The sequence below is a fragment of the Streptomyces lomondensis genome (assembly GCF_014651035.1).
In the GTDB taxonomy this organism is placed as follows: domain Bacteria; phylum Actinomycetota; class Actinomycetes; order Streptomycetales; family Streptomycetaceae; genus Streptomyces; species Streptomyces lomondensis.
On the sequence record NZ_BMWC01000008.1, the window covers coordinates 329,312 to 342,763 of the forward strand.

The 13,452-nt window shown below is 70.3% G+C and carries 12 protein-coding genes and 1 pseudogene; 10 read left to right on the plus strand and 3 right to left on the minus strand.

Translation table 11 applies throughout. The annotated features are described in order from the left end of the window. Positions 1-32 precede the first annotated feature (32 nt). Positions 33-848 carry a hypothetical protein gene (locus IE255_RS26595; protein ID WP_190052888.1) on the plus strand — a complete coding sequence of 272 codons (816 nt, stop codon included), beginning with the start codon at positions 33-35 and terminating at the stop codon, positions 846-848. Positions 849-913: 65 nt separating this feature from the next. Then, a complete protein-coding gene (locus IE255_RS26600; RefSeq protein WP_190052975.1) occupies positions 914-1,243 on the plus strand; it encodes a rhodanese-like domain-containing protein in 330 nt (109 codons plus the stop codon). A gap of 78 nt (positions 1,244-1,321) precedes the next feature. Here the strand turns inward: IE255_RS26600 and IE255_RS26605 are convergent, their stop codons facing one another. Next, the gene (locus tag IE255_RS26605) at positions 1,322-2,455 is read right to left on the minus strand and encodes an acyl-CoA dehydrogenase family protein (protein WP_190052889.1); all 1,134 of its coding nucleotides are present in this window, start codon (positions 2,453-2,455) and stop codon (positions 1,322-1,324) included. A 377-nt stretch (positions 2,456-2,832) separates the two neighbouring features. Here IE255_RS26605 and IE255_RS26610 point away from each other — a divergent pair, with 377 nt between their 5' ends. The 6 genes and pseudogenes from IE255_RS26610 (at position 2,833) to IE255_RS26635 (ending at position 8,265) form a co-directional block, all read left to right on the plus strand. After that, the gene (locus IE255_RS26610; RefSeq protein ID WP_190052890.1) at positions 2,833-3,642 is read left to right on the plus strand and encodes a DUF5819 family protein; all 810 of its coding nucleotides are present in this window, start codon (positions 2,833-2,835) and stop codon (positions 3,640-3,642) included. Further along, positions 3,639-4,853: an HTTM domain-containing protein gene (locus IE255_RS26615; protein ID WP_190052891.1), complete on the plus strand. Its 1,215-nt coding sequence runs from the start codon at positions 3,639-3,641 to the stop codon at positions 4,851-4,853. Before IE255_RS26610 ends, IE255_RS26615 begins: the two co-directional genes overlap by 4 nt. Continuing rightward, on the plus strand, positions 4,850-5,590 hold the full coding sequence (locus IE255_RS26620) for a TrmH family RNA methyltransferase (RefSeq protein WP_190052892.1): 741 nt from the start codon (positions 4,850-4,852) through the stop codon (positions 5,588-5,590). The genes IE255_RS26615 and IE255_RS26620 overlap by 4 nt, the downstream gene beginning before the upstream one ends. A gap of 252 nt (positions 5,591-5,842) precedes the next feature. Beyond that, positions 5,843-6,501: pseudogene (locus IE255_RS26625) on the plus strand (transposase family protein). A gap of 275 nt (positions 6,502-6,776) precedes the next feature. Then, complete coding sequence (locus IE255_RS26630) at positions 6,777-7,172, plus strand: hypothetical protein (RefSeq protein WP_229906598.1); 396 nt, start codon at positions 6,777-6,779, stop codon at positions 7,170-7,172. A gap of 118 nt (positions 7,173-7,290) precedes the next feature. Next, positions 7,291-8,265, plus strand: coding sequence for a hypothetical protein (locus IE255_RS26635; RefSeq protein ID WP_190052893.1), 975 nt, complete (start codon positions 7,291-7,293; stop codon positions 8,263-8,265). Positions 8,266-8,817: 552 nt separating this feature from the next. On the opposite strand, the gene paaN is transcribed toward IE255_RS26635, so the two are convergent. Continuing rightward, positions 8,818-10,509 (minus strand): phenylacetic acid degradation protein PaaN, encoded by a 1,692-nt coding sequence (paaN, locus tag IE255_RS26640; protein ID WP_190052894.1) that lies wholly within the window; start codon positions 10,507-10,509, stop codon positions 8,818-8,820. Between the two features lie 160 nt (positions 10,510-10,669). Between paaN and IE255_RS26645 the strand changes: the two genes are divergently transcribed. Together IE255_RS26645 and IE255_RS26650 are read left to right on the plus strand one after the other, a co-directional pair. Next, positions 10,670-12,187, plus strand: a complete 1,518-nt coding sequence (locus IE255_RS26645; protein ID WP_190052895.1) for a 3-hydroxyacyl-CoA dehydrogenase — start codon at positions 10,670-10,672, stop codon at positions 12,185-12,187. Then, positions 12,184-12,774, plus strand: coding sequence for a TetR/AcrR family transcriptional regulator (locus IE255_RS26650; RefSeq protein WP_031118146.1), 591 nt, complete (start codon positions 12,184-12,186; stop codon positions 12,772-12,774). Before IE255_RS26645 ends, IE255_RS26650 begins: the two co-directional genes overlap by 4 nt. 2 nt (positions 12,775-12,776) lie before the next feature. On the opposite strand, the gene IE255_RS26655 is transcribed toward IE255_RS26650, so the two are convergent. Then, the gene (locus IE255_RS26655; RefSeq protein ID WP_190052977.1) at positions 12,777-13,262 is read right to left on the minus strand and encodes an Lrp/AsnC family transcriptional regulator; all 486 of its coding nucleotides are present in this window, start codon (positions 13,260-13,262) and stop codon (positions 12,777-12,779) included. Positions 13,263-13,452 lie beyond the last annotated feature (190 nt).

Sequence of the window (13,452 nt, forward strand, 5' to 3'; positions counted from 1 at the left end):
GACGCGGTCGGCCCGTGGCCTACGCTGGTCGGGTGACGACCCCCGAAGCTGAGCAGGACGGTGGCGACGCCGCCCGGCCCGAGGCGCGGCTGGAGCGGGCCGTGCGGGCCGCCGAGCAGGCGTTGATCGAGTACGAGATCGCGGTGGAGACCTTCCGCGTCGAGGTCGAGAACTTCTCCCGGCTGCACGAGCAGAAGCTCGGCCCGCTGTACGCCCGGCTGGAGGAGCTGGACGCCCGGATCCTGGAGGCCAGGGCCGCCCGCAGCGGCGACCCCGAGGACCGGCGCCGGGCGGAGGAGGCCAGGGCCCGGCTCGCGCCGATCCCCGGCGTCGAGGAGCTGCTGCACGGCTGGATGGACGACAGCGGCCTCTTCCCGGAGGCCGTGGCCATGCTCACGGACCAGGCGGTCCGGCCCCCGCAGCGGGTCCGCCCCAGCGAGGAGGCCCGCAAGCTCTACCGCGACCTGGCCCGCAAGGCCCACCCGGACCTGGCACAGGAGGAGAAGGAGCGCGAGCGGCGCGAGGAGTTCATCACCCGCGTCAACGCCGCCTACGCCCGCGGCGACGAGGCCGAGCTGCGCGAACTCGCCGAGGAGTGGGCCAAGGGACCCGAGCTGAAGCGGGGCCCCAGCCGCGCCGAGGAGCTGTACGCCCGCCTCGAATGGCTCGCCCAGCGCAAGGAGCTGCTCGCCCTGCTCGCCCGGGAGCTGGAGGAGAGCGCCATAGGCCACATGCTCCAGCTGGCCCCGGACGACCCGGACCGTCTCCTGGACGAGATCGGGCAGGGGCTGCTCACCCAGCTCGCCGAGCGCGAGCGGGAGCTGGTCGCGCTGCTCGGCGAGGGCTGAGCCGCGCCCCGGCCGTCCCACCGGGCGGTTCGGGTAGCGTCGGACACATGAGTTTTGGAGCTGGTGTGCCCACGGTCGAGGTCGCGGACCTCAAGGACGGCGACTTCCTGCTGGACGTCCGGGAGGACGACGAGTGGCAGGCGGGTCACGCCGAAGGGGCGCTGCACATCCCGATCAGCGAGTTCGTCGCCCGGTACGGCGAGCTGACCGAGGCCGCCCCGCAGGACGGCCGGGTGCACGTGATCTGCCGCTCCGGCGGCCGGTCCGCCCAGGTCACGATGTACCTGGCCCAGCAGGGCATCGACGCGGTGAACGTCGACGGCGGCATGCAGGTGTGGGCGGCGGCGGGCCGTCCCGTCGTGACGGACGACGGGAAGCCGGGGTTCGTCCTTTAGCGCCTGACGCCTGACGCCTGACGCCTGACGCCTGACGGCTGAGGCCAGTGCCCAGCGCCCAGCGCACGCGTCGGGCGGTCAGGCCAGTGGGTGGGCGGCCAGCAGGTCGCCCAGGGCGTCCTCGTGCGCCGCGGCCGGGCCGAGCGACAGCTCCAGGTGCTTGGCCCAGGCGTGATAGCGGTGCAGCGGGTAGTCGACGTCGGCGCCGAACCCGCCGTGCAGATGCTGCGCGGTCTGCACGACCCGGCGCACGCCCTCCGCCGCCCAGATCTTGGCGACGGCGACGTCACCGGCGGCGGGCAGCGCGCCCGGTGCCCCCGAGGCGATCCGCCACGCCGCCTGCCACAGCGTGGCCTCCATCGCGCGCAGGTCGATGTACCGGTCGGCGGCCTGCACGGCGACGGCCTGGAAGGTCGCGATCGGGAAGCCGAACTGCTCCCGCTTGCTCGTGTACTCACCGGTCATCCGCAGCACGCGCTCCCCGAGCCCGAGCGCCAGCGCGCACGTCCCGGTGGCCAGCAGGTCCCGCAGCCACTCCCAGGCGCCCTCGGCGTCGATCACGTCCCGGGCGGCGAGCCGCGCCGAGTCCAGCCGCAGTTCGCCGAGCCGCTCGCCGCTGGTGGAGAACTGCTCGGCGAGGACGGCGCCCTGGTGCCCGCGCGGGACCAGGGCCAGCACGGTCCGGCCGGTCCCGGTGTGCGCGGGGACGACCGTGACGTCCGCGTCGTAGGCCCACGGCACCGCCGTCTGCACGCCGTCCAGCACCCAGGCCGCGCCGTCCCGCCGTGCGGTCACGGCGAGCTCGGCCGGGTCGTGGCCGGTGCGGCCGTGCGCGGCGACGGTCAGCACGGTCTCGCCCCGGCCGGCCCCGGCGAGCAGGGCGGCCTTCGCCGCGCCTCCGCCGTAGGCCTGGACGGCCGCCGCTGCCGCGCTGCTCTCCAGCAGCGGCACCCTGGCCAGCACCCGGGCCGACTCCCGCAGCACCAGGCACAGCGCGATGGCGTCCAGGCCGGCCCCGCCGTACTCGGCGTCGAGCAGCAGGCTCAGCAGGTCCGCGTCGGCGAGTCTGGCCCACAGGGCGCGGTCGTAGGACTCGGCGACGGCGCCGGGGGTGAGGGCCGGGCTGGGTACGGCGTCCGGGGCGACCCCGGCGAACACGCCCTTCGCCGCCTCGGCCGCCGCCTGCTGCTCCTCGGTGAAGGTGAAGTCCACGGTGCCTGTCCTCCCGGCCGGTCCCGCTGAGCTGACGGTGCGTCAAGATAGAACAGGTTCTAGAAGAAGGGAATGGGCGTACGGGCGGGCGCCGTAGGGTGTCACTCCTGCGGGCCACCCGCCGGGGTGCCCTGTGGATAACCTGCGGGGGTCCCCTGTGGACCAGGGGGGCCGCGCTCCCGGGCGGTCGCGGGCGCCGTACGGTCGGCTCTCGCGGTGTGGTGACGGCCACGGCCCGGGCCGGCGGACAGGGGCTGTGCCGGGGTGGGCGGCCTGAGTACCGTGCCGGTGCCGGCGCGCGCGGCGGTGCGCGGGCGGTACGACGCCCTCCGCGGCCGGGCGGACGGAACGAGGACCGTGATCGGGAACGGGGCGGAATGAACGCGTACGACGAGGGCCCGAACGCCCGGCACGGGCCGGGCACGCCTGCCGAGCCCGGTCAGCCTGCCAAGCCTGGTCAGCCTGCCGAGCCCGGTTCACCTGCCGAGCCCGGCCCGCCCCTGGAGTCTGGTCCGGACGCAGGCCCCCGTACCGGCGTCGCCGCGCTCTCCCTCCGTTACCGGATCGTCGTCGCCGTGGCGCTCGCGGTCGTCGCGGTGGGGGTCTGCGCGCATCTGGGGATGACGTTCCTGCATGTCGCGCCTGCGAATACGGTCACCAAGGAGCACGGGAAGGCCGTCGACGACTGGATCTATCCGGAGTTCGAGCAGAACTGGAAGCTCTTCGCGCCGAACCCGCTCCAGCAGAACATCTCGATCCAGGTCCGCGCCCAGGTCCGGGGGCGGGACGGCATGACGCTGACCACCGGCTGGTACGACCTGTCCGCCGAGGACGGCCGGGCCATCGACGGCAACCTGCTGCCCAGCCACACCCAGCAGAACGAGCTGCGCCGCGCCTGGGACTTCTTCGTGGCGACGCACGACGGCGAGAACCGCCCGGTGGGCCTGCGCGGCTCGCTCTCCGAGTCGTATCTGCGCCGGATCGCGGTGCTGCGCCTGGACCGCGATGACGCGGTGCGGGCCACGACCGGGGGCGGCGGTGTGATCGAGCGCGTCCAGGTCCGCTCCCGTACGAGCAACGTGCCCGCGCCCGAGTGGAGCCGGGAGAAGGTCTCCACGACACCGTCCTACCGCGAGCTGCCGTGGTGGAAGGTGCCGCGGGACGAGGCCGCGGGAGGCGTGCGGTGAACCGCTGCTCCCTGGCCGTCTCGCGCGGTATCGCCCGGGTCACCGAGGCCGCCCTCGGCCCCTACCAGACCGCCGTCGTCCGCATCGGCTTCAGCGCGACCTGGCTGCTGTTCCTGCTGCGCGAGCTGCCCCACCGCCATGAGCTCTACGGCCCCGACGGCCCGTGGAGCTGGGATCTCGCCGAGCAGCTGATCCGGACGAACGGGGCGTTCACCACGCTGATGTGGTCGGACGGCCGCATCTGGTTCGAGATCGTCTACGCGCTCGCGGTCCTGGCCAGTGCCCTGCTGATGCTGGGCTGGCGCACCCGCACCATGTCGGTGCTGTTCATGGTCGGCGTGCTGTCGCTCCAGAACCGCAGCGTCTTCATGGGCGACGGCGGCGACAACGTGCTGCACCTGATGTCGATCTACCTGGTGTTCACGCGCTGCGCCCAGGTGTGGTCGCTGGACGCCCGGCGGGCCTCGCGGGCCCGGGCGGCACGCGCGCGTGGCGAGCGGGTCACGGACCGGACCGGGCCGGTCCTGTGGGGCGTGCTCGGGTTCGTCCTGGTCGCGGTGACCCTGGCCGGCCGGTTGGAGGGCGACTGGCTGATACCGGCGCTGCTGTGGACGGTGTGGGCGGCGCAGGCCCTGTGGTGGCTGGTCGGGCGCCGCGCCCGGTCCGCTGAGCCGCGGATCCTGCTCGACGTCGTCGCCAACGTCGTGCACAACGGCGCCCTGCTCGTGATCATGGCCGAGGCGTGCCTGATCTACGCGACGGCCGGCTGGTACAAGATCCAGGGGTCCCGCTGGCAGGACGGCACCGCGGTCTACTACCCGCTCCACCTGGAGTACTTCTCGCCCTGGCCCGCGCTCGCCGGCCTGCTGTCCGCCAGCGGCACGCTGGTGATGCTCGTGACCTACGGGACCGTCCTGGTGCAGGTCGCCTTCCCGTTCACCTTGTTCAACCGGCGGGTGAAGAACGTCCTGCTGGCGGTGATGATCACCGAGCACGCGGTGATCGCCGTCGTGCTCGGCCTGCCGTTCTTCTCGCTGGCGATGATCGCGGCGGACGCGGTGTTCCTGCCGACGACCTTCCTGCGCCGCCTGGGCGGCTGGGCGGCACGCGCGCGTGACCGCCTCCTGAGCCGCGCCCGGCGGCGGAGCCCGGTCCCCGAGCAGCGGGCCCACGAGAGCCCCGAGACCACGCACGTAGGCTTCGGGACATGACCGACCCCGTGACCGCCTGGCACCGGCTCGCCGGCGACACCGTCCTGCTCGACGGCTTCCACGCCCTCAAGCACGCGCTGCGGTTCCGCGCCGAGGTGCCCGTGGCGGTCACCGCGGACCGGACCGCCGCGCTCGCCCTCGCCGACGAGCTGGCGCCCGACGTCCGGGACACCCTGGCCGCGCTGCTGGCGGAGGTCCCGCACGAGACGTACACGTCGCTCGTGCCCCGCCCGCACCCCACCGCGGTGGCCGCCCTGGCGGTACGCCCGTCCCGGGCGTCCAACCTGGCGAAGCTGGCGCACACGCCGCGCACGGCCCCGGTCGTTGTCCTGGACAACCCGCGCAACCTGGGCAACGCGGGCGCGGTGATCCGCCTGGCCGCCGGCTTCGGGGCGACCGGCGTGGTGACGACCGGGACGGTCGACCCCTGGCATCCGACGGTGGTCCGCGGCGGTGCGGGCCTGCACTTCGCGACCGCGGTGGAGCGCCTGGACGTGACCGACCTGCCGCCCGGCCCGCTGTTCGCCCTCGACCCGGAGGGCGACGACATCCGGGGCATCAAGCTCCCGGACGACGCCGTCCTCGCCTTCGGCTCGGAACGCACGGGCCTGTCACCCGAACTGCGCGCCCGTGCCGACCACTTGCTGGCGCTCCCGATGCGCCCCCAGGTCAGCAGCTACAACCTCGCGACCAGCGTGGCCATGACCCTGTACCACTGGAGCTCTGGTGCGTCCTGAGGGACGCGAACGGACTGCCCCTCCTCGTCGGTGTCTCGGCCGCCAACACCCACGACAGCGAAGGGCTGAAGCCCATGATCGTTGATCTCGCGCTCGCGCCTGAATACTGTCGTGGTCACGGGGCTCTGTACGGCCTGACGGGGTGCCGTTGCCGAGGGCGCCGGATGGTCGGCTGGTGCTGGCTGTGGAGTCTCGCCGTGGCTGCGGCCGGGATACGTGGTAACTGCTGGTCACGGATGAGATGATCTTTCCGTGTCTGTTGTGATCACGGCGTCGGAGCCCTCCTGGATAGCCCCGTTCACCGGGCTGAGCCCGCGCCAGTTCGGCAAGCTGATCACCGCTCTGCGGCGCGAGGGTGCGGACCCGGGGCGCAAGGGCCGTCCCTGGAGCCTGCCGCTGGAGGACCGCGTGCTCCTGGTCGCCGCGTACTGGCGGACGAACCTGACCCTGCGCCAACTCGTGCCGCTCTTTGGGGCGTCCGAGTCGGCCGCCTACCGCATCATCGACCACCTTGGGCCCGCGCTCGCGCTCCAGCAGCGCAAAAGGTTCCGCAAGGACACCAGGCTGATCGTGGACGGCACCCTCGTCCGACCCGCGATCACACCGTCACCGAGCAGTCGAAGAACTACCGGTATTCCACCAACCACCAGGTCGTCATCGACGCCGACCCCCGCTCGTCGTCGCGGTCGACCGACCAGTCACCGACAATCGCAACGACTGCAAGGCGTGGGAGCTGCCCGGCGCAAGGAGGAACACAACGCCTCCCACCGCAAAGTCCGCGCTCGCGTCGAGCACGCCTTCGCCCGCATGAAGACTGGAAGATCCTCCGCGACTGCCGGCTGAAAGGCGACGACGTCCACCACGCCATACTCGGCATCGCCCGCCTGCACAACCTCGTCATTGCCGGGTGACACAGTGCCCTGACCAGCATGACCATTGTTTGAACGCAGACTTGGCAACTGCGCGCGGCGAATGCAGCAATGTTGCACTCAAGTTGCATAAAAGGGCATAATGTGCTCGCTTGTTATCCGGCACCCTTGATCGTCGCTTTTTGTATTGCCGGACGCAAATCGAGGGTGGGGCTTCCCAAGCCTGGATCTTGGTCGGTACGATTACCCAGAGACGGCATCTCTGGCCGACTAAAGTCGAAGGGAAGTATGGAATGCGCCTTAAGAGAACCCTTGTCATGGGTTCAGTGGCCCTGACTGCTGTGATGGCGACAGCGGGCAGCGCATCAGCGTTCACGTACCCTGCCGCAGAATGCGATCCGGGTCAGGTGTGTCTCTACTACAACTCCAGTTCGTCGGGGTTCGGAGCTGTCTTCAAGCAGAGTTCCAACATTCCAAACTACTCGGGCTACTACTTCTCGGCCGGCAGGAATGGAAGCTCCGGTGCCGGCGTTTCGGTGAAGAACAACGTGGCTGCGGTGGACAACCGTGCAAACGGGCGCTACTTCTCTCTGTTTTTCAATAGCGGCTACGACTGCTCTGTCGCCTGTATGCAAATCGGGCCCAACAACGCGGTCGACATCCCTGAGCCGATGAAGAACGACAATGCATCGGGTAGGTACGGACAGCCCTAACCGTTTGGTAGTTCCACGGCGATCCCTGGCCATCCGTACTGGCGGCCAGGGATCCCTTGATGCGATGTGCCACTACTCATCCTGCACTCGGTTACGATCCGCGAAAGAGATCATGCAAGTGTCCAGCCGCTCGTATCGCACAGCCGCCGTCTTGATCGCCCTTCCACTCCTGCTGGCTGGTTGCACGGGTGCGGACCGAGAGGATCCCGAGTCAGACGACAGGGCGGAAAAACAGCCAAGCGTGAAGGTGCCGGCGCTCGTTTTTGCCCCACCAAGAATTGATTCCGCCAACGACAGGCCGCTGCCCCTCGATAAATACCTGGTCAATCCAGAGCAGCAGTCAATCATCACCAAAGCGTATGCGAGGCTTGTCTCCGACTGCATGGCGCGCTTCGGGTTCGAGTACAAAATTCCGACGCCCCAGGAGCGGCGGGACAGCGATGCTCCCACCACTCGGGTAAGTGGCCACTATGGGCACCAGAACTCCGCGTTGATGGCCAAGTGGGGTTACCATCCGGAGGGAGGTGTACCCGTAAGTCAATCCGGTGCCGCAGATTCTATTCCGAAGGTAACAGCGAAGCAGAGGGTTGCCGAGCGTGGTACGTCCGACCCCAGACAGAGTTTCGGTCCTGGCGGCCAGGTCATCCGTGGCCGTACTGTACCGAATCATGGCTGTATCGGAGCGGCGACCGAGAGGGTGACGGGAACTGTGGACGGCGAACTGCTTGATCCGCAAATCGCAGTCAATATCAACCTCGAGACCATGTATGCGGCCCGTCAGGATGAGAGGACCAGATCTGTATTCGTTAAGTGGTCGCTGTGCATGAAGAACAAGGGCCTCAATTACAAGGATCCTTTGGCTGCCATAAGTGATCCAGAGTGGCAGAAGTCTTTGAAGCCTACGGCGCACGAACTGAAGGTGGCTACAGCGGACGCGGCATGTCGGCACAAGGAGAATGTGGTGGGCGTCTGGTATGCGGTGGACTATGCCTATGAGAAGCAAGCCCTCGCTGCCAACGTTGCGGCCATGGCCAAGGTAAGAGCTGACCTGGAATCCAAGGTAAGAATCGCGACGCAGGTGATGGCTGAGTAAAGGTGTCCTCGCATGACGCGGTGCATTGACCGCTCGGGGCTGGCTGGCGGGCAACGGCCGGGGCTGTTCAGGATGCCCCCCGGGGAGGGGGCGGCTTATGGCCAAGCTCATCGGCTACCGGATCACCGCAGCCGAGGTGCGCGGTGAAATCGCCGGTGTCGTCGTCCGGTGTAGCCGTAGTCACCGTCACGGCCAACAGCGGTCGGAGAGGAGCCATCACGCTGTGCCGCTTGCGGCCGTTGGCTTTCTTCCACCGTCGAAGCCCCTGGTCGCGGCAGGCACCGACGCTGCTCCCCTCACCGACCGCGCGTCGCGGGTACCGGCCGTCGGCTCCGGGGCCGGCACCGCATCTAGTACGACCGCCTACTCGGCATCGCTCGTGTGGGACGCCTCAGCCGCCTGCACGGCCGGTCCCCCGGACTTTCCCGAACCGGTGAGCGAGACGATCACCCTCCAGGGAGGCCCAGCTGGACGACACTCCCCGACGCCAGCATGGTGCACAGAGGGGCCTGCCGTCGCTCGGTTGGATTCGACGCGGGGCACGGGGCCCTCCTACGCCTCCCGCCGCACCTCGACCACCCGGAACCGGTTGGCGACGAACGCACCGTCGCACAGCGCCGCACTGGCCGCCGGATTACCCCCCGAGCCATGGAAGTCGGAGAACGCGGCCGTCTGGTTCACATACACCCCGCCCGTCAGATTCAGCGACAACTGCGCCGCCTCCTCCAGACAGGCTTCCCGCACGTCCTGCTCGACCTCCGGGTCGGTCGTGTACGCCCCGACGGTCATCGCGCCCTTCTCCCGGACGGTGCGCCGCAGCAACTCCACCGCGTCCGAAGCCGAGTCCACGGCGACGGCGAACGACACCGGCCCGAAGCACTCGCTCATGTACGCGGCCTCCGCGTCCGGCTTGGCCCCGTCCAGCTTCACGATGACCGGCGTACGGACGACCGCCCCCGGGAAGTCCGGGTTGGTGATCTCCCGGGACGCCAGGGCGACTTCGCCCAGCCCGGCCGCCTTCTCCAGCCGCGCCTTCACGTCCGGGTTGACGATCGCCCCGAGCAGCGCGTTCGCCCGGGCGTCGTCGCCGAGCAGGCCGTCCACCGCCTTGGCGAGATCCGCGACGACCTCGTCGTACGACCTGGGTCCCTGGTCCGTGGAGATGCCCTCCCGGGGGACGAGCAGGTTCTGCGGGGTCGTGCACATCTGGCCGCTGTACAGGGACAGCGAGAACGCCAGGTTGGAGAGCATGCCCTTGTAGTCGGACGTGGAGTGGACGACGACGGTGTTGACGCCGGCCTTCTCCGTGTAGACCTGCGCCTGGCGGGCGTTGGCCTCCAGCCAGTCGCCGAACGTGGTCGAGCCCGTGTAGTCGATGATCCGGATCTCGGGGCGCAGGGCGAGCGTCTTGGCGATGCCCTCGCCGGGGCGCTCGGCGGCCAGCGCCACCAGGTTCGGGTCGAAGCCGGTCTCGGCGAGCACCTCGCGGGCGACCTGCACGGTGAGCGCGAGCGGCAGCACCGCGCGCGGGTGGGGCTTGACCAGGACCGCGTTGCCCGTGGCCAGGGAGGCGAACAGGCCCGGATAGCCGTTCCAGGTCGGGAAGGTGTTGCAGCCGATCACCAGGCCGATGCCGCGCGGGACCGGCGTGAACTGCTTGCTCATGGCCAGCGGGTCGCGCTTGCCCTGCGGCTTGGTCCACTCGGCGTTGTCCGGCGTGCGCACCTGCTCCACGTACGCGTACGCCACCGCCTCCAGGCCGCGGTCCTGCGCGTGCGGGCCGCCCGCCTGGAACGCCATCATGAACGCCTGGCCGGAGGTGTGCATGACCGCGTGCGCGAACTCGTGCGTCCGGTCGTTGATCCGCTTGAGGATCTCCAGGCAGACCACCGCGCGCTGCTCCGCGCCCGCATCCCGCCAGGCCCGCTGCCCGGCCTTCATGGCGGGCAGCAGCACGTCGAGGTCCGCGTGCGGGTACGTCACGCCCAGGTCGATGCCGTACGGGGAGGTCTCGCCGCCCACCCAGTCGTCCGTGCCCGGCTGGCCGAGGTCGAGGCGGGTGCCGAGCAGGGCGTCGAAGGCGGCCTTGCCCGCGGCCGCGTCCAGGCTGCCGTTCTCCCCGTAGGCCTTGGGGTGCTCGGGGTGCGGGGACCAGTACGCGCGCGTGCGGATCGCTTCCAGCGCCTGGTCGAGGGTGGACCGGTGCCGGGCGATCAGCTCGTGCGCCGAGAGTGCGGCGGTCATGGGTGACCAACTCCTCGTCTCAAGAACTCCTCGTCGAGTTCATGACCTGGGCAGAAACCTGGGCAGGAACACTCGGACAGAGCTAGAGTAACCGAACGATCGGTCGGTTCAAGGGGGTCCGCCGCATCTGTGGAAAACCCCGTGCGGGAGGATCGCGCACATGACAGCACTCGACCTCAGCAGCCCCGTGGCCGTCGTCGGCACCGGCACCATGGGCCAGGGAATCGCCCAGGTCGCGCTGGTCGCGGGCCATCCCGTACGGCTGTACGACACCGCCCCCGGGCGGGCCCGGGAGGCGGCCGACGCGATCGGCGGCCGCCTGGACCGGCTCGTCGAGAAGGAGCGGCTCACCGCCGCCGACCGGGACGCCGCCCGGGCCCGGCTGCTGCCCGCCGGGAACCTCTCCGAGCTGGCCGACTGCGCCCTGGTCGTCGAGGCGGTCCTGGAGCGGCTGGACGTCAAGCAGGAGCTGTTCCGCGAGCTGGAGGACATCGTCACCGACGACTGCCTGCTCGCCACCAACACCTCGTCGCTGTCCGTCACCGCCATCGGCGGCGCCCTGCGTGTCCCCGGCCGCTTCGTCGGCCTGCACTTCTTCAACCCGGCGCCGCTGCTGCCGCTGGTCGAGGTCGTCTCCGGGTTCGCCACCGACGTCACGTACGCCACGCGCGCGTACGAGACCGCCCGCGCCTGGGGCAAGGCACCGGTCGCCTGCGCGGACACCCCCGGCTTCATCGTCAACCGCATCGCCCGGCCCTTCTACGCCGAGGCCTTCGCGGTGTACGAGGCGCAGGGCGCCGACCCGGCCACCATCGACGCCGTGCTGCGCGAGTCGGGCGGCTTCCGGATGGGCGCGTTCGAGCTGACCGACCTGATCGGCCAGGACGTCAACGAGTCCGTCACCCGGTCGGTCTGGCAGTCCTTCTTCCAGGACGTGCGCTTCACGCCGTCCCTCGCCCAGCGGCGCCTGGTCGAGTCCGGCCGGCTGGGCCGCAAGACGGGCCAGGGCTGGTACGACCACCGGGACGGCGCCGAGCGCCCCGAGCCGGACACGGCCGAGAGGCAGCAGCCGCCCGCGTACGTCGTCGCCGAGGGCGATCTCGCCCCGGCCGGCGACCTGCTCGCGCTGATCCGCGAGGCGGGCATCCCGGTCCGCGAGGAGGACGAGGACAACGGCACCCGCCTGGTGCTGCCGAGCGGCGGCCAGCTCGTCCTCGCCGACGGGCAGACCTCCGTGGAGTTCCGGGACGTCGTCTACTTCGACCTCGCCCTGGACTACCGCAAGGCGACCCGGATCGCCCTGTCCGCCTCCCAGGACACCGCCCCGCAGACCCTCGCCGAGGCCACCGGGCTCTTCCAGGCGCTCGGCAAGAAGGTCAGCGTCATCGGCGACGTGCCCGGCATGATCGTCGCCCGTACGGTCGCGCGGATCATCGACCTGGCGCATGACGCCGTCGCCAAGGGCGTCGCCACCGAGGAGGACGTCGACACCGCGATGCGCCTCGGCGTCAACTACCCCCTGGGCCCCTTCGAGTGGAGCCGCCGGCTCGGCCGCTCCTGGGCCTACGCCCTCCTGGACGACCTGCACCTGCGCGACCCCTCGGGGCGCTACGCGCCGTCCCTCGCGCTGTACCGCCACGCGCACGCCTCCGACAAGCGGGAGGGCACCGCCTCATGACCACCGCCAAACGCGACACCTACACCCCGGACACGCTGCTGTCCGTCGCCGTCCGGGTGTTCAACGAGCGCGGCTACGACGGCACCTCCATGGAGCACCTCTCCAAGGCGGCCGGCATCTCCAAGTCGTCCATCTACCACCACGTCACCGGCAAGGAGGAGCTGCTGCGCCGGGCCGTGAGCCGGGCCCTGGACGGCCTCTTCGGGATCCTCGACGAGGAGCACGCGCGCGTGGGGCGTGCCGCCGAGCGCCTGGAGTACGTCGTCCGGCGCATGGTCGAGGTGCTCATAGCCGAACTGCCCTATGTGACCCTCCTGCTGCGCGTGCGCGGCAACACCGACACCGAGCGGTGGGCCCTGGAGCGCCGCCGCGACTTCGACCACCGGGTCGCCGACCTGCTGAAGGCCGCGGCGGCGGACGGGGATGTGCGCGGCGACATAGAGGTCCGGCTGGTGACCCGGCTGGTCTTCGGGATGATCAACTCGATCGTCGAGTGGTACAAGCCGGGCGGGCGGGGCATGAGCGAGCGCGAGGTGGCCGACGCGGTGGTGCAGCTGGCGTTCGGCGGGCTCCGGAAGGACGCCTGAGCTCAGCTCTGCGGCTCCAGGTCCTCCTCCTCGAACACCAGCAGCGTGCGCGTGCTCAGCACCTCCGGGATCGCCTGGAGCCGGGTCAGCACCAGCTCGCGCAGCGCCCGGTTGTCGGACACGTGCACCAGCAGCAGCACGTCGAAGTCCCCGCCCACCAGGGCGATATGGGAGGCGCCGGGCAGCTGTCTGAGCTGCTCGCGGACCGTGCGCCAGGAGTTCTGGACGATCTTCAGGGTGATGTAGGCGGACGTGCTCTGCCCGGCCCGCTCATGGTCGACGCGGGCGCCGAAGCCGCGGATGACGCCGTCCTCGACGAGCCGGTTGATGCGCGCGTAGGCGTTGGCGCGCGAGACGTGGACCCGCTCGGCGACCGACCGTATCGAGGCGCGGCCGTCCGACTGGAGCATGCGCAGGATGTCCTGATCGATGGCGTCCAGGGGCCGCGGCGGCGGCAGCACACCGCTGTCGTCCTGGCTCTCGGCCATTTGTTCAGCTGCCACCCGCGCCCGCCTCCCTACCATGGACGTACTGCGTCCATCACAGGCTGTGGAGAACCGTTTGTCCACAGCCTGAGGTCAGCCGTAGCCAAAATGTGCCGACGACCGAACAATCGGTAGGTGAGGCGCATCACATCCGACGTGCCTCTCGAAGCCGCTCCCACGAGGAGGTGCCGTC

Coding starts and splice junctions, on each gene's coding strand:
- IE255_RS26610 (WP_190052890.1), top strand. CDS start 2,833: ATGAACGCGTACGACGAGGGCCCGAACGCCCGGCACGGGCCGGGCACG.
- IE255_RS26655 (WP_190052977.1), bottom strand. CDS start 13,262: ATGGCCGAGAGCCAGGACGACAGCGGTGTGCTGCCGCCGCCGCGGCCC.
- paaN (WP_190052894.1), bottom strand. CDS start 10,509: ATGACCGCCGCACTCTCGGCGCACGAGCTGATCGCCCGGCACCGGTCC.
- IE255_RS26620 (WP_190052892.1), top strand. CDS start 4,850: ATGACCGACCCCGTGACCGCCTGGCACCGGCTCGCCGGCGACACCGTC.
- IE255_RS26630 (WP_229906598.1), top strand. CDS start 6,777: ATGGGTTCAGTGGCCCTGACTGCTGTGATGGCGACAGCGGGCAGCGCA.
- IE255_RS26645 (WP_190052895.1), top strand. CDS start 10,670: ATGACAGCACTCGACCTCAGCAGCCCCGTGGCCGTCGTCGGCACCGGC.
- IE255_RS26650 (WP_031118146.1), top strand. CDS start 12,184: ATGACCACCGCCAAACGCGACACCTACACCCCGGACACGCTGCTGTCC.